The sequence below is a fragment of the Acinetobacter sp. Swhac1 genome, from assembly GCF_013390985.1.
In the GTDB taxonomy this organism is placed as follows: Bacteria; Pseudomonadota; Gammaproteobacteria; order Pseudomonadales; family Moraxellaceae; genus Acinetobacter; species Acinetobacter towneri.
In genome coordinates this window covers 19,841-36,490 of sequence record NZ_JACASN010000021.1, presented here as the reverse complement: position 1 = coordinate 36,490, position 16,650 = coordinate 19,841, and the positions used below count along the sequence as shown (strand labels likewise).

General features: G+C 41.1%; 14 protein-coding genes. 10 read left to right on the top strand and 4 right to left on the bottom strand.

Annotation, left to right across the window (positions count from 1 at the left end; all coding sequences use genetic code 11):
* Nucleotides 1-28: 28 nt before the first annotated feature.
* The 6 genes from HX743_RS11155 (at nucleotide 29) to HX743_RS11130 (ending at nucleotide 7,559) form a co-directional block, all read left to right on the top strand.
* Nucleotides 29-646, top strand: a complete 618-nt coding sequence (locus tag HX743_RS11155) for a phosphatase PAP2 family protein (protein WP_136144127.1) — start codon at nucleotides 29-31, stop codon at nucleotides 644-646.
* A 21-nt stretch (nucleotides 647-667) separates the two neighbouring features.
* The gene (locus HX743_RS11150; RefSeq protein WP_019837049.1) at nucleotides 668-1,930 is read left to right on the top strand and encodes an efflux RND transporter periplasmic adaptor subunit; all 1,263 of its coding nucleotides are present in this window, start codon (nucleotides 668-670) and stop codon (nucleotides 1,928-1,930) included.
* 13 nt (nucleotides 1,931-1,943) lie between these two features.
* Nucleotides 1,944-5,123 (top strand): efflux RND transporter permease subunit, encoded by a 3,180-nt coding sequence (locus HX743_RS11145; RefSeq protein ID WP_136144126.1) that lies wholly within the window; start codon nucleotides 1,944-1,946, stop codon nucleotides 5,121-5,123.
* On the top strand, nucleotides 5,123-6,568 hold the full coding sequence (adeK, locus tag HX743_RS11140) for a multidrug efflux RND transporter AdeIJK outer membrane channel subunit AdeK (protein ID WP_178319252.1): 1,446 nt from the start codon (nucleotides 5,123-5,125) through the stop codon (nucleotides 6,566-6,568). Before HX743_RS11145 ends, adeK begins: the two co-directional genes overlap by 1 nt.
* Nucleotides 6,569-6,709: 141 nt before the next feature.
* A complete protein-coding gene (locus HX743_RS11135; protein WP_004972285.1) occupies nucleotides 6,710-7,066 on the top strand; it encodes a YbjQ family protein in 357 nt (118 codons plus the stop codon).
* 31 nt (nucleotides 7,067-7,097) lie between these two features.
* A complete protein-coding gene (locus tag HX743_RS11130; RefSeq protein ID WP_004972286.1) occupies nucleotides 7,098-7,559 on the top strand; it encodes a YbjQ family protein in 462 nt (153 codons plus the stop codon).
* Between the two features lie 27 nt (nucleotides 7,560-7,586).
* On the opposite strand, the gene HX743_RS11125 is transcribed toward HX743_RS11130, so the two are convergent.
* From HX743_RS11125 to HX743_RS11115, 3 genes are all read right to left on the bottom strand, one after another.
* The gene (locus HX743_RS11125; RefSeq protein WP_178319248.1) at nucleotides 7,587-8,321 is read right to left on the bottom strand and encodes a hypothetical protein; all 735 of its coding nucleotides are present in this window, start codon (nucleotides 8,319-8,321) and stop codon (nucleotides 7,587-7,589) included.
* Between the two features lie 115 nt (nucleotides 8,322-8,436).
* Complete coding sequence (locus tag HX743_RS11120; protein WP_178319247.1) at nucleotides 8,437-9,243, bottom strand: SDR family NAD(P)-dependent oxidoreductase; 807 nt, start codon at nucleotides 9,241-9,243, stop codon at nucleotides 8,437-8,439.
* Between the two features lie 42 nt (nucleotides 9,244-9,285).
* Entirely contained in the window at nucleotides 9,286-9,954 is a 669-nt protein-coding gene (locus HX743_RS11115) for a hypothetical protein (RefSeq protein ID WP_104853126.1), read from the bottom strand.
* Between the two features lie 251 nt (nucleotides 9,955-10,205).
* Here HX743_RS11115 and HX743_RS11110 point away from each other — a divergent pair, with 251 nt between their 5' ends.
* The 3 genes from HX743_RS11110 to HX743_RS11100 all read left to right on the top strand — a co-directional run bounded on the left by HX743_RS11110 (nucleotide 10,206) and on the right by HX743_RS11100 (nucleotide 15,306).
* Nucleotides 10,206-13,100 (top strand): valine--tRNA ligase, encoded by a 2,895-nt coding sequence (locus HX743_RS11110; RefSeq protein ID WP_178319246.1) that lies wholly within the window; start codon nucleotides 10,206-10,208, stop codon nucleotides 13,098-13,100.
* A 64-nt stretch (nucleotides 13,101-13,164) separates the two neighbouring features.
* On the top strand, nucleotides 13,165-14,631 hold the full coding sequence (locus HX743_RS11105) for an AAA family ATPase (RefSeq protein ID WP_136144429.1): 1,467 nt from the start codon (nucleotides 13,165-13,167) through the stop codon (nucleotides 14,629-14,631).
* Between the two features lie 3 nt (nucleotides 14,632-14,634).
* Nucleotides 14,635-15,306, top strand: coding sequence for an HNH endonuclease (locus HX743_RS11100; protein WP_136144430.1), 672 nt, complete (start codon nucleotides 14,635-14,637; stop codon nucleotides 15,304-15,306).
* A 133-nt stretch (nucleotides 15,307-15,439) separates the two neighbouring features.
* Here HX743_RS11100 and HX743_RS11095 read toward each other — a convergent pair whose 3' ends face one another.
* Nucleotides 15,440-15,802, bottom strand: coding sequence for an endonuclease domain-containing protein (locus HX743_RS11095; protein WP_136144431.1), 363 nt, complete (start codon nucleotides 15,800-15,802; stop codon nucleotides 15,440-15,442).
* A 160-nt stretch (nucleotides 15,803-15,962) separates the two neighbouring features.
* Here HX743_RS11095 and HX743_RS11090 point away from each other — a divergent pair, with 160 nt between their 5' ends.
* Entirely contained in the window at nucleotides 15,963-16,640 is a 678-nt protein-coding gene (locus tag HX743_RS11090; RefSeq protein WP_178319245.1) for a YetF domain-containing protein, read from the top strand.
* Nucleotides 16,641-16,650 lie beyond the last annotated feature (10 nt).

Below are 16,650 nucleotides of genomic sequence, written 5' to 3'. Positions count from 1 at the left end.
AATCGGTTAAACTTTCAGGGATTTCAGCATGCCCAAAATACTGCTTTATCTCGGTGGTTTACTATTTATAATCAGTGTTATAGTGCTAAATATTCCAAGTTGGCAACAGCTTGATTTTGCCATTTTGGAGTTTTTAAGTACTCAACGCACCGCACATTTGAATCAATTGGCAATCACACTTTCTGTATTAGGTGGCTTGCCATTTGTATTATTTTTAACCTGCCTATGCTGTTTCTATTTGGCATGGTATAAAAAATACGCAAAAATTGTTTTTATCAGTGTAGGACTGGTCGTAAGTATTGCGCTGTCGTGGCTGCTTAAATACCTATTCGCGCGACCCCGCCCGCCTGAAGCATTGCATTTGGTGGAAACTTTTGGCGATTCATTTCCTAGTGGCCATAGTTTTTATGCTGCAACTTTAGGTTGTTTGGTGATTTACCTGAGTTTGCAACATCCAGCACATAAAAATTTATCTGTGTGTGCATGGTTATGGATGTTGCTGATGGGCATTTCCCGTGTGTATTTGGGAGTGCACTATCCTTCAGATGTCCTCTCTGGTTGGAGCATAAGTTTTATTTGGATCACATTATGGTATCTGTTTTGCGCTCATTATCTGCAAGACAAACCAATACATAAGTTTAGATAAAAATCTAATAGAGGTGAAAGAATGATGTCTGCAAAGCTTTGGGCACCCGCCCTGACTGCTTGCGCATTAGCCACAAGTTTAGCGCTTGTGGGTTGTAGCAAAGATCCAAAAGATGCACAGCAAACAGGTGCAGCTCAGCAAATGCCACCGACTGAGGTTGGTGTACTAGTGGCACAGCCACAAAGTGTGGAACAGTCTGTAGAACTGTCAGGACGTACCACAGCCTTTGAAATTTCAGAAGTTCGCCCACAAACGAGTGGTGTGGTTCTGAAACGCTTATTTACTGAAGGCAGCTACGTACGCGAAGGTCAGGCACTTTATGAAATTGACTCGCGCACCAACCGTGCCAGTTTAGACAGTAGCCGTGCAGCACTCACCCGTCAACAAGCACAACTGAATGTGTTGCGGGTTAAAGAAGGTCGTTACCGCCAACTGGTGGGTAGCAATGCCATTTCTAAACAAGAATATGATGACATTGTGGCACAGGTCAAACTTGCCGAAGCCGATGTTGCTGCGACTCAAGCAGAAGTACGAAATGCCGAAATTAACTTAGGTTATTCGACTGTACGCGCACCAATTTCAGGGCAAACTAACCGCTCTACGGTAACTGCAGGTGCACTGGTTACGGCGAGTCAAGCGGAACCCTTAGTGACTATTCAGCGCTTAGATCCAATTTATGTAGACATCAATCAGTCTAGTGCAGAATTACTTCGCTTACGTCAGCAACTGAGTCAGGGCAGTTTAAACAGCAGCAACAACACCAAAGTGAAGTTAAAACTTGAAGATGGTAGCTACTACCCTGTTGAAGGTCGTTTGGCTTTTTCTGATGCCAGTGTGAACCCAGAAACAGGCACGGTGACATTACGCGCCGTGTTCCCTAATTCAAATCACTTATTGTTGCCTGGTATGTTTGCCACTGCGCAAATTGTGCAAGGTGTAATTCCTAACGCGATCTTAATTCCACAAGCTGCGATTAGCCGTACACCTACTGGTCAGGCAATGGCGATGATTGTGAATGCTAAAGGTATCGTTGAACCGCGCCCTGTAACCACAGTTGGTACGCAAGGCAGCAACTGGATTGTGACTGAAGGTCTGCAAACCGGCGATAAAGTGATTGTAGACGGTGTTGCTAAAGTAAAAGCTGATCAGCAAGTGGTTGCTAAGCCGTATCAACCTCAAGGCGCTGCTCCACAAGCCGCACCTGCTGCACCAGCAAAATCGGGTGATGCAAAACCAGCCTCAGAAGCCCAAGCCACTGAACCAAAAACTACTTCAAATACATAAGGAGTAGACGTTAATGGCTCACTTTTTTATTCATCGCCCCATTTTTGCATGGGTGATTTCATTGGTGATCATGTTGGCGGGGATTATTACCCTCACCAATATGCCAATTGCCCAATATCCGACCATTGCACCGCCAACGGTCACCATTGCTGCAACCTATCCGGGTGCATCTGCTGAAACTGTGGAAAACACGGTAACACAAATCATTGAACAGCAAATGAACGGCTTGGATGGACTGCGCTATATTTCATCCAACAGTGCGGGTAATGGTTCTGCATCGATTACATTAAACTTTGAACAAGGCATCGACCCAGATATTGCACAGGTTCAAGTACAGAATAAATTACAATCTGCTACGGCGCTGTTGCCTGATGATGTGCAACGTCAGGGCGTAAAAGTCACCAAATCAGGCGCAAGCTTCTTACAGGTTCTCGCTTTTTACTCACCTGATGAAAGCCTTTCTGCCGATGACATTAAAGACTATGTTAACTCTAACATTTCTGAACCGCTGAGCCGTGTTGCAGGTGTGGGTGAAGTGCAAGTCTTTGGTGGCTCATACGCTATGCGTATTTGGATGGATCCTGCCAAAATGGCAAGTTTGCAAGTCACACCAAGTGATATTGCTCAAGCCATTCGCACCCAAAACGCACAGGTTGCGGTAGGTCAATTGGGCGGCGCACCTTCAATTCAAGGTCAAGCTTTGAATGCGACGGTTACTGCGCAAAGCTTGCTGCAAACACCTGAACAATTTAGCAATATTTTCCTAAAAAATACCGCTTCGGGCGCTCAAGTGCGCTTGGGTGATGTGGCACGAATTGAACTTGGTGCAGACAACTATCAGTTTATTTCTAAATACAACGGTAAGCCTGCAGGCGGTGTCGCAATTAAATTGTCTACAGGTGCTAACGCCCTCGATACTGCTGCAGCTGTCGAAGAACGCCTCAAACAATTACGTCCAAACTACCCTACAGGTTTAAAGGATGAATTGGCCTTTGATACCACGCCATTTATTGAACTTTCGATTAAGAGTGTTGTTAAAACATTAATTGAAGCGATCATTTTGGTCTTTATTGTGATGTTCCTGTTCTTACAGAATTGGCGTGCCACCATTATTCCAACTATGGCCGTGCCTGTGGTGGTACTGGGTACTTTTGCCGTGATCAATATGTTTGGCTTCACGATTAACACTCTGACCATGTTTGCCATGGTACTGGCGATCGGTTTATTGGTCGATGACGCAATTGTTGTGGTGGAAAACGTAGAACGTGTCATGGTCGAAGAACATCTTGACCCTGTAGCGGCGACTGAAAAGTCGATGAAACAGATTTCAGGCGCACTGATCGGGATTACATCGGTATTGTCTGCAGTATTCGTACCTATGGCATTCTTTGGTGGGACGACAGGTGTTATTTATCGTCAATTCTCCATTACCCTTGTGACTGCCATGGTGCTGTCACTGGTTGTTGCTTTGACCTTTACCCCTGCCCTGTGTGCCACCATTCTGAAACAGCATGATCCAAACAAACCTGAAAGCAACGGCGTATTTGCCCGTTTCTTCCGTTGGTTTAACCGTAGCTTTGATAAGATTTCGGTCAAGTATCAAGGCGGTGTAGACCGTATGACCCACAGCAAAATTTTCTCAGGAATTTTATATGCAGTGGTGTTGGGTATTATTGTGCTGTTGTTCCAAAAACTTCCATCATCGTTCTTACCTGATGAAGATCAGGGCGTGGTGATGACATTGGTACAACTGCCGCCAAATGCAACTTTGGAACGTACTGAAGCCACCATGACCAGCATGACTAACTTCTTCAGAGAAAATGAAAAAGAGCATGTGCAGTCGGTGTTTAGTGTTTCTGGCTTCTCGTTCTCGGGTGATGGTCAGAACGCTGGTATGGCATTCATTAAGTTAAAAGACTGGAGTGAACGTACAAGTCCTGAATCACAAGTGGGTGCCATTATTCAACGTGGTATGGCGCTGAACATGATTGTGAAAGATGCGACCTACATCATGCCATTACAGCTGCCAGCAATGCCTGAATTGGGTGTGAGTGCAGGCTTTAACTTACAGCTGAAAGATGCTGCAGGTAATGGTCACGAAAAACTCACCATGGCACGTAACATTGTCTTGGGTGAAGCAGCCAAAGACCCTCGCTTAATGGGCGTACGTCCAAATGGTCAGGAAGATACACCACAGTACCGTATTCTGATTGATCAGGCGCAAGCAGGTGCAGCAGGTGTCAGCATTGCTGAAATCAACAGCACGATGGGCATGGCTTGGGGTGGTTCGTACATCAATGACTTTATTGACCGTGGTCGTGTGAAAAAAGTTTATGTTCAAGCTGAATCAGACTCACGCATGATGCCTGAAGACCTAAACAAGTGGTATGTGCGTAATAACCGTGGTGAAATGGTACCGTTCTCTGCCTTTGCAACAGGTGAGTGGACTTATGGTTCGCCGCGCTTAGAACGCTATAACGGCGTATCTGCCAAGAACATTCAGGGTGCACCTGCTCCGGGCGTCAGCTCAGGTGAAGCAATGCAAGCCATGGAAGAAATTGTCGCTAAATTACCGTCTATGGGCTTAAATGGCTTTGACTATGAATGGACAGGCTTATCGCTAGAGGAACGTGAATCGGGCGACCAAGCACCGTTCTTGTATGCGTTGTCTTTACTGATTGTATTCCTGTGTTTGGCAGCCTTATATGAAAGCTGGTCTATTCCATTCTCAGTACTTTTGGTTGTACCGTTAGGGATTGTCGGGGCATTATTACTCACCTTCGGGGGCATGATCTTGTTCAAAAACCCGAACCTATCCAACAACATTTACTTCCAAGTGGCAATTATTGCGGTGATTGGTTTGTCTGCGAAAAACGCCATTTTGATTGTAGAATTTGCCAAAGAGCTACAAGAAAAAGGTGAAGACCTATTTGAAGCCACTTTGCATGCTGCAAAAATGCGTTTACGTCCAATTATTATGACCACCCTTGCCTTCGGTTTTGGTGTATTGCCTCTTGCTCTTTCATCTGGTGCAGGTGCAGGTAGCCAACACTCAGTCGGTTATGGGGTCTTGGGCGGTGTAATTAGCTCAACCTTGTTAGGGATCTTCTTTATTCCTGTATTCTATGTCTGGATTAGAAGTATCTTTAAATACAAACCAAAACAACAAAATAATCAGGAGCATGTATCGTGATGCAAAACTTATGGTCGCATACAGGCCGTGGTATTGCGGTTTCTGCCCTCGCGCTTGCTTTGACAGCCTGTCAAAGTATGCGTGGGCCAGAGCCCGTCGCTCAGGCAAGTATTCCAAGCAGCTATACTGCTGCTGCATCGGGTACTTCAGTGGCTGAACAAGGTTATAAAGATTTCTTTGCCGATCAACGCTTATTACAAGTTTTGGATATGGCATTGAACAATAACCGTGATTTACGCACAGCGACGCTGAATATCCAACGTGCCCAACAAGCCTATCAAATTACCGAAAACAACCAGTTACCTACCATTGGTGCTAGCGGTGGCGTACTGCGTCAAGACCAAGGTACTGCTTTAGGCACACACACACGCTATAACGTTGGTTTAGGTGTAACTGCCTACGAACTAGATTTTTGGGGTCGTGTACGCAGCTTAAAAGACAATGCATTAGATAACTTCTTGGCAACTCAAAGCTCGCGTGATGCCACACAAATTGCCTTGATTGGTCAGGTGGCGCAAGCATGGCTCAACTATTCTTTTGCCAATGCCAATTTAAAACTGGCAGACCAAACCTTAAAAACACAGCTTGAGTCTTATAACCTCAACAAAAAGCGTTTTGATGTCGGCATTGATAGTGAATTACCTGTCCGTCAGGCACAAATTTCAGTTGAAACTGCACGTAATGATGTCGCCAACTACAAAACCCAAGTCGCGCAAGCACAAAACTTGCTGAACTTGTTGGTGGGCGAACAAGTTCCAAGTGCGTTATTGCCAACGCAGCGTGTGACGCACATTACCAAAACTACCGCAATTGGCGCTGGCTTACCAAGTGACTTGCTGAATAACCGTCCTGATATTCGTACTGCAGAGTATCGACTATCGGCTGCGGGTGCCAATATTGGTGCAGCAAAAGCACGTTTATTCCCAAGCATTAGCCTCACGGGCAATGCAGGCTATGCATCAACTGACTTGAGTGATTTGTTTAAATCGGGCAGTTTTGTTTGGGCAGTGGGCCCGAGCATCGACTTGCCAATTTTTGATTGGGGCACACGCCAAGCCAACATCAAAATTTCAGAAACGGATCAACAAATTGCTTTGGCTGACTATGAAAAATCAATTCAGTCTGCATTCCGTGAAGTGAATGATGCTTTGGCAGTTCGTCAAAATATTGGTGATCGTTTAGCGGCACAAAAACGCTTGGTTGATGCGACCAATACCACTTATAAATTATCTAATGCACGCTTCCGCGCAGGCATTGACAACTATTTAACCGTGTTGGATGCACAGCGTACGTCTTATGCAGCAGAACAAGGTTTATTGTTGTTGGAACAAGCCAATTTGAACAATCAGGTGGAGTTGTATAAATCTTTGGGTGGCGGTGTGAAAGCCAATACTTCAGATGCCACATCACAACCTGCATCATCGGCAGAACGTAAAGCGCAATAAGTCTTTGCGTCTACCTTAAATTTGCTGCTTAACAGCTCAGATATAAAGACTAAATCAGCTCACTTCGGTGGGCTTTTTTATTGCTTTTTGCAAGCACATTTCATATCTTCAATACGTCTTGTTTTTAAATATTAGAATCTTATGTTGCTTAGTAATCTTGAATCTGTACCAGGTCATCGTATTTCACGGCAAATTGATGTGGTCTATGGCAGCACCGTACGCAGTAAGCATGTGGGGCGTGACTTCTTGGCAGGACTCAAAAATATTGTCGGTGGTGAATTAACGGCTTATACCGAATTACTAGAAGAATCACGCCAAGAAGCGATGGATCGTATGATTGCTAAAGCACGTGGTTTAGGTGCCAATGCTATTGTTGGGATTCGCTTTTCTACTTCAAATATCGCTCAAGGTGCTTCGGAATTGTTTGTTTATGGTACAGCAGTGGTGGTCGAGGCAGATATTCCTAAACTTCCAGACCCATTTCCAGCATCACACTAAAGCAAAGATTATTGAACAGGAATAACATCACATGGATAATTTAATTCTGCAAATTGTTGTCTTTGCGATTTTATTTGCCGTAGGCTTTGGTTTTGGGCGACACAACGAACGCAAACATTTCAAATATTTAGCCGAGCAAGAACTGCGTTTAAGTTATATTCAGATTGATAATAACCGCTTCCAGACCAGTCCCAATTTTGGGCAATTGATACACAGCAATGTGGTCATTTCTCATGATTATTTTAAGTTTGTGATTGCCAATATTCAGAACTTCTTTGGCGGGCGCTTGACCAGTTATGAAAGTATTGTCGAGCGGGCGCGTCGTGAAGCCATCGTCCGTTTAAAATTAGAAGCTGAAAAAATGGGCGCAAATCATATTATGGGGCTGCGTTTAAGCACCACAGAATTGGGGATGCAAGGCGGCATGGTCGAAGTCTTTGCTTATGGAACGGCGGTTCAAAATAGCGTTAGTCAATTCTCTGCAAAACGCTGAGTACATCTTTCAGCGTTTGTAAAGAATTTAGTATAAATACTGATCTCGATAAGGCTGAGGAATTTGATATTGCCGACCATCAAATTTTAAAGTGAAACGCTGTTGAGTAGACACTCGTTTAGTTTCTTTGCAATTTTCTAAATCGCCCGACATTTCATAATGTTGAATACGATCACGTAATTGCATATCAAAATATTGTCGAGTTGTATTTCGCAAGATCATTAAAATAGCTTTGCTTTCTATTACTTTGGCATTACAACGTGTATCGGTTTCTGCCTGATAGCGCGCTACGATTAAGCCGTTTAAAATTTTCTTGTTATGTTGTAAATCATATAAATCGAGTACTTGCGCCGAAAATGGATTGGCACTTGAACGTCCTGCATAATTCCTTCTTAAACCAATTGCCCTTAAGCTTTCAGAAACTTGATACGGCGCCAAATCTAATTGGATAGAACGCAGTTCAATTGCATCTGAAGGCAAAAGCTCTTTCACGTGATAGATTGAATGAAGCTTTTGCGTTTTACTATTTACGGTTAAAAAAGTCAGCTGATAATCATCTACAGGTTGATCATCTTTTGTCTGAGTTTCAGCATAAGCAATTAAAGTTTGTTCAGGAACATTGGGGAAATCTGCACAAGCCAAAAAGTCCTCATTCACTGTGGTTGTATTTGTGTGCTGTCGTAAAATCTTTTCAATATATTCAGGTTGTTTACACAACGAATCATCGTTTGTTTGTAATTTGGCAAATGTCGTTTGAGTCATCCCTAAGAAAGCGAAAAGCCACGCGCTGATAAAAAAAAACCTTTCATTATTAAACGCATGGCTCATCCTTCTTTTTGTTTTTATTATTTTATTTTGAAGTCACTTTGATTAAAAATTACTTCACTTTGGTTTTACGAATCATTTTATATAAAGTACTTGGCGATAAACGCGACACCAACACGCCCAGTTTTTCTTTAGCGCCCCCGACCACGATATATTCATCGCCTGCCATGAGTGCTTCAACTGTATTTTTAGCAAAAACATCAGCATCTAAACCATTTTCAATGGCTTCATCTTGATGTCCTTGTGGTTTGCCTTCACCATTTAATGCATTAAAAGACACATTGGTATTTACAAATCCTGGGAAAACAACTGAAACCTGTACGCCCTGCTCCGCTACTTCGGCACGCAAACTATTCGCCCACATGTGAATAGCACTTTTCGCTGCAGAATATGACGCGCGATATTGCGTACCCAATAATGCTGCAACACTAGATACAAAAATAATGCGACCATGTTTTTGCTGTAAAAAGGTCGGCAAGACAGTTTTGGTCAGAAAGACCTGAGAAAAATAATCCACTTCCATAATGGTGCGTTCAGTCTGCATAGTGGTATCGGCAATTAAAGCGCGCTGACTTAAACCTGCATTATTAATTAGCCAGTCAATGCGTCCTTTACGTGCCAAAACTTGTTCATACGCATGTAACACCTGACTTTCATTGGTGATGTCTGCACATACAGAAAGATGACGTTCAGGATTCAGCAAACTCACGCGTACTTTTTCAAGTTCTTCATAACGACGTGCGGTTAAAATCACTTGTGCACCTTGTAAAGCACACTCTTTTGCCAATGCCTTACCAATGCCAGAAGATGCACCTGTAATCCACACCACTTTATGTTCCAAGTTTTCCCGTTTTGCCATAACCGTTTGTCCGCGTTATTTAAAAATTTAAGTCATCAAAATTTAAGTCTTAGGTTTTACAGGATGCTGCAAAAACCCAAGAAAATGGTTTAAATATATCTCTGCACTTTCCAAATCGAATTGCGCACCCATTTTTTCTAGGCGTTTATACCCCAGTTGCGTAGTCAAATGAATCACGCCGTTTAAAGTTTTATCGACCACCAAATTAAATTTCAGCATTTTTTTCGGATCACGAATTAAATAACCCACGCCCTGATCAATAATTTGAGTAAACCCTTTAAATGCAGGCGCAATACATGCACTGTTGCCCTGCCGAATTTGCTCAATACAACCCAACGTTTCTTTCATAACAATACTATCGACAGGATAAGTCACAAAACCTTGCCCTTCCTGCTGATACATCATGCTTGCCAGATAATTCACCATAGGCGTTAAGCGTTCATTGCCAAAAAACGACACCGACCATGGCATATATTTTTGCATGGTTTGTATGACTTGCTGAATAATTTTTTCAGATTCACCATCCAGTGAATGACTAGAACGTGACAATTCACCAAAAAGTTGCTCAATAATTTCACAAGAAATATCGGTCAGTACCGCCCCCAAAGCTTTAGATAAACTTTCCGATTCACCTGCATTGAGTTGTTGATGAATGTGTTGAAATCTTTGATATGTTTCTGGTTTTAATTTTAAAGATACAGCATAAGTCATAACTGAACTTGCCTATTTTGACCGTATTGATGTGTTTTCATCTATTTTAAAATCCATTGCTTAAACCCAGTTTAAAACAGTGTTACAGGCAACGGAGAACTTGAAGTTTTTATCATACTTGTCGCCCATCATACGATGAGTTTGCCCAACTGCCAATTGCGATAAGTTTGGCTGAGTTGAATCTCGCTTAGCAGGCAATTTTTTTGCTACAATAGTTGCAATTTTTTATTCACTTTTAACCTGTTCTTACTATGACTGATTCAGCGCAAAATATTGCTACAACCTACGATCCTACCGAGATCGAGAAAAAATGGTACAAGACTTGGGAAGAAAACGGCTACTTTAAGCCGTCTGAAAAAGGCGAATCATTCTGTATCATGATTCCGCCGCCAAACGTCACAGGTAGCTTGCACATGGGTCATGGTTTTAACAACGCCATTATGGATGCCCTCACGCGCTTTAACCGTATGTCGGGTAAAAATACTTTATGGCAACCGGGTACAGACCACGCGGGTATTGCCACACAAATGGTAGTAGAGCGTCAATTGGGCGCGCAAAATATCAGCCGCCATGACTTAGGTCGTGAAAAATTCATCGAAAAAGTCTGGGAATGGAAAGAACAATCTGGCGGTAACATTACCCGTCAAATCCGCCGTTTAGGTTCTTCGGTAGATTGGTCACGTGAACGCTTCACTATGGACGAAGGCTTATCGAATGCGGTGAAAGAAGTTTTCGTGAAATTACACGAAGAAGGTTTAATTTACCGCGGCAAACGCCTTGTAAACTGGGATCCAAAATTACAAACTGCCCTTTCTGACTTAGAAGTTGAGTCGGATAAAGAAGAACAAGGTTCATTGTGGCACTTCAAATATTTCTTTGAAGATAAATCACTACGCACTCACGATGGTAAAGATCACATTGTAGTGGCAACCACTCGTCCTGAAACATTGCTGGGTGATACTGCGGTTGCGGTTGCCCTTGATGATGAGCGTTACTCGCACCTTGTTGGTCAAAACATCATCCTCCCAATTACAGGTCGTGCCGTTCCAATCGTAAAAGATGAGTATGTCGATAAAGAATTCGGTACAGGTTGTGTAAAAATTACCCCTGCACACGACTTCAATGACTATGAAGTGGGTAAACGCTGCGAATTGCCAATCATCAATATCTTCAACAAAAATGCTGAAGTATTGGCTGAGTTTGAATATATTGCGAAAGCAGGCGAACAAATTTCTAAAACCATTCCTGCACCTGCAGACTACATTGGTTTAGAGCGTTTTGAAGCACGTAAGAGACTGGTTGAGCAAGCGGAAGCTGAAGGCTGGTTAGATCAGATCCAACCGTATACCTTGAAACCACCTCGCGGTGACCGTTCGGGCGTAATTGTTGAGCCATTATTGACTGACCAATGGTATGTGAAAATTGCACCGTTAGCGCAACCTGCAATTGAAGCGGTGCAAGATGGTCGCATCAAGTTCGTGCCTGAGCAATACAGCAATATGTATATGGCGTGGATGAACAACATTCAAGACTGGTGTATCTCGCGTCAATTGTGGTGGGGTCACCGTATTCCTGCTTGGTACGATGCTGAAGACAATGTTTATGTAGGTCGCAACGAAGAAGAAGTTCGTACGAAAAACAATATCCCTGCCGATATTCAATTAAACCAAGACGAAGACGTACTGGATACATGGTTCTCCTCTGCACTTTGGACATTCTCGACCTTAGGTTGGACGGGTGATGCCAAGAAAGATGCAGAAAACTACTTCTTAAACACCTTCCATCCAACAGATGTATTGGTCACTGGCTTTGACATCATCTTTTTCTGGGTTGCCCGCATGATCATGCTGACCATGCACTTCATGAAAAATGAAGATGGTACGCCACAAGTGCCGTTCAAAACTGTGTATGTACATGGTTTGGTACGTGACAGCGAAGGTCAAAAAATGTCGAAGTCTAAGGGCAACGTACTTGACCCATTAGACTTGATTGATGGTGTCGATCTTGAAACTTTAGCACAAAAACGTACGACTGGTTTGATGAACCCGAAACAAGCAGCGAAGATTGAAAAATCGACCCGCAAAGAATTCCCCGAAGGGATTCAGGCTTACGGTACAGACGCGGTTCGTTTTACCTTCTGTGCATTGGCAAATACAGGTCGTGACATCAAGTTTGATATGAAACGTGTGGAAGGTTATCGTAACTTTGCCAACAAAATTTGGAATGCTACCCGTTTTGTATTGATGAATGTTGAAGGTCAAACGGTTGGTCAAGAGGCACGTCAAGACCTTTGGGAATTGCCTGAACAGTGGATTGTGAGCCGTTTACAAAAGGCAGAGCAAGCTGTTCATCAAGCGTTTGCAACTTACCGTTTAGACTTGGCTGCGCAAGCGATTTATGACTTTATTTGGAATGAATACTGCGACTGGTATGTAGAGCTAACCAAACCTGTTCTGAATGATGAGTCTGTTTCTGAAGAACGCAAAGCCGAAGTTCGTCGTGTATTGCTTGCGGTGATGGAAGCTTCTTTACGTCTTGCTCATCCAATCATGCCGTACTTGACTGAAGAAATTTGGCAAACCCTTGCACCAATGATTGGCTTGGGTGGCGAAACCATTATGTTGGCAAACTACCCTGTTGCAGATGAAGCTAAAATCAACGAACAAGCCGAAGCAGATATGCAATGGCTACAAGGTTTGATTGGTGCGGTGCGTAACATTCGTGGTGAAATGGGTCTAGGTAATGCACGTTTATTGCCTGTACTTTTACAGAACACGACTGAAGTAGAAAAAGCACAAATTTCTCGTATTGAACCGTTGTTTAAAGCATTGGCGAAAGTTGAAAGCATTACTTTCTTGACGGATGGCGAACAACCACCATTGTCTTCTTCTTCTGTGGTTGGTCACGTGTCTGTATACGTTCCAATGAAGGGCTTAATTGATCCTAAAGCGGAATTAGGTCGCCTACAAAAAGACTTAGACAAGGTTCAAAAGCAGCATGACCAAATTGCCACTAAACTTGGCAATGAAGGTTTTGTGGCGAAAGCACCTGCTGCTGTGGTTGAAGGCGAGAAAGTGAAACTTGCTGAATTTGCTGACCAATTAGCGAAGATTAAAGCGAATATGGAGCAGATTGCGGCACTTTAATGTGTTGTTAGTTTGATCTAAATTGTGTATAAAGGGCTGAATATTCAGCCCTTTATTATTTTATATGACTTTTATAGATACTATTTTTTTTCATAATATAGCAATACCTATCAAAGGTAGACATTTAGTGATTACAGGTAAAAATGGTGCAGGAAAAACAAGATTCCTAAACACATTAGTAAAAGAATTAAGAAATGATAAGAATACTGAGTTATATACTCAAACCATTTTACGTGAACAAATATCAGAATTGCTAAAAAAAGGAATTAATAATTATCCTATTTCACTAGGTTTTAAGAATCAAGAAATTAAAGATATAAATAAATTTAGAAATTCATATGATTCTGAAAATAGCTACAAATCTCAGTTAGTAAATATTAAAAACTTGGTTGCCAAAAAATATGTATTTTTTAATAAGAAAAAGAGAGCTTACTTTCTTAAAACTGACCATGCGACTCAGTACGAACATTTAAATATTGATAATCCAAATTCCATCCTAGAGGAGTACTACTATTACAACCATCCACACCATATAGATAATTTTCATAACTCATTAATTAAATTAACAAATAATTATTTAGAAAAAAATAAGAAAATAGAAATACAACCTATCCATCACTCCAAAAATATATATCATTTTGAATCCTCTAGGGTTAAATCTGATCAATTTACATTAAAAGTTTTTCAAAGTTTTGAAACATTCAAAAAAGATAATCCACAACAACATGATGTAGAGCAAGCATTAGAAGCCTTTTTAGTTGATAAAAAAATGGCTTTTAATGCTCTGATAAAATTTAGAGAACCGCAACAGACTATAGAAGAGCCTATTAGCGTACGTGTTTTTGATACAAATGAAATAGAAAGATGGTTTTTAAAAATTGAGAGCGATCTCCAAACAATTTTAGAGAATCCCACAATAGAACTTTCTTTTACAAAAAATGGGGATCAGGTTTTAATTATTCAGAAAGATAAAAATATCTCCTTCACTTTTGATTCTCTTTCTTCGGGTTTCAAAGCTGTTTTTAATATTTATGCTAACTTATTAGTACGCGCACAATTTCAAGATATTCCACCCGAGGATTTATCAGGTATAGCTATTATTGATGAAATTGATGTTCACCTACATATTTCTCTTCAAAAGAAAGTATTACCTTTTCTGATAAAAGCTTTTCCTAAAATTCAATTTATTGTCAGTACTCATTCACCTTTTGTTATTACTTCAACCGATAATGACACTGTAGTTTATGATATTTCAAGCCGTGAATTTTTTGAGGAAGATTTAAGCTTCTATTCGCATGAATCAATAATTAAAGAGCTTTTCCATGTTAAAGATGAGAGTGAAAATCTAAAACAGCTTTCTAATCAACTTTTACAGTTCATTAACTCAGAAAACTCAGCTCAAGACCTGAATGTAATTCAAGGTTTAGTTAATAAAATTAATAAGGATTTTGAAAAACTATCAGTTGAGTTGCAACTTCAGTACATGGTCGCAAAAAATAAACTTGCTAAATTAAAACATGAGGGTAATTAATTCATGTTTTCAGTTGTAAGACCACCTGCTTTCCCTAAAAGCTTAACCACCTCGACTAAGGATTATCGTGCAGCAGATGTAGTTGAAGCACTTCAAACTATATTCTTTTCTAAATGCTATTTATGTGAAAGAAAAGGAATTTCTGACGTTAATATTGAGCACCGTGATCCCCATGAAGGTGATCTTGTTAAAAAATATGATTGGGATAATCTTTTCTATTCATGCGTTCGTTGTAATGGTATTAAATCAAATATACATAAAGATATTTTAGATTGCTGTCAAAGTTTAGATGTAGCTCAAGCTATCGAGTTACACTGCCCAATTGTCAATAACGATGACCACAAAGTAGTTGTAAAGGTTGGAAATTTAGGAAGTAACCATGAAATTGAGTCAACAATTCGCCTTCTAGACCAATGTTTTAATGATACGAATACAGCTCTAAAAGGTATAAGTAGACATACATTGATAAAGCAAATTCAGAGATATCAAACTAAGCTTTTGATGATTAAAGATGAACTTCTAGATGATAGTTTAATATTAACAACATCTGAAAAAAATCTGAGAATAGAAAAGTTAAAGGCTATGTGTGACCCTGAATTTCCTTTCTCTGCATTTTGGAAATGGTATATCACTCGTGATGTAGATTTATCAAAAATTGTAGGCAATGTCTTTTAAAGCCCTCACCCCAGCCCTCTCCCATAGAGAGAGGGAGCGTCATTTGATTTAATGCCTGTATAAATTTCACATTGGAGTTCCCTCTCCTGAGCAAGTTTTAAAGCACTACTTTAAAACGAAGCGCAAGTGAGGGTTAGGGAGAGGTCTGCTTTAATTTAGTACACATCCACCACAAATCCTCCAACACCACATCCACCCTTCCCAACACATCAGAATTCCAATACCACACGACTGTTAAGCCCAAAGCCTCTAAAAACTTCGTGCGTTCAGCGTCATATTCAATGGCATCATCAGTTCCATGCTTACTACCATCCAACTCAATCACCAAGCCAATTTTATGACAGTAAAAATCTACAATATACGGCGCAATGACCTGCTGACGTCTAAATTTAAGCTCCATAAAGCGTTTGGCACGAAGTAGTTGCCACAGCAAATTTTCAGCATCCGTAGCAGCATGACGCATAGATTTGGCAAATTGTAATAGTTGTGAATTCATCTTTTAATTCATTATTTTTTATTTATAGTTTTTAAACAAAAAAATTAAAAATTATTTTCCTAAACCACTCAAATAATTGCAGTTCTTTACTCAAAACCACTATTTTACCTACTCCATTTAAGCATAGTATCAATCATCAAAATAACAAAATAGACAATCTATGGATTGGTTTACCATCTTTATTCACGACACCACATGGGCATTTGTTGCCGAATTAATGATTCGGGCAGCACTCATGTTTAGCATGATTATTATATTTTTGCGCCTTACTGGGAAACGCGGAGTACGCCAGCTTTCCATTTTTGAATTGGCCATTATTTTATCGCTCGGTTCTATTGCGGGCGACCCCATGTTCACTGAAGATTTACCTTTGGTACACGCTTTGGTGGTGATGTCAGTGGTGATTGGAATGTATCGCCTGACCACATGGCTCATGATGAAATACCAACCCTTTGAAGATTTGATTGAAGGTAAATCGCTGTATATTGTAGAAAATGGCGAACTGGTCTTAGAAAAAATTGAATACGGCAAAATGTCGCATGATGAATTCTTTGCCGAAATGCGCCAACAAGGTGTGGAGCATTTGGGACAAGTACGTGTCGGTTTACTAGAAACTGATGGCAAATTCAGCATGTTATTTTTTCATGACGGTGCCACACGCTATGGTTTACCCTTATTTCCTAAAGCTTGCCAACCCGTGTACCGCACAACTCCAAACACATATTATGCCTGCATGTATTGCGGGCATGTCCGTTTACTTGAACACGCCAATGAAATCTGTCCGCGTTGTAATCACCAACAATGGACACAGGCAATCAATACTCCATACCGCAGCTAGAATATGCTGA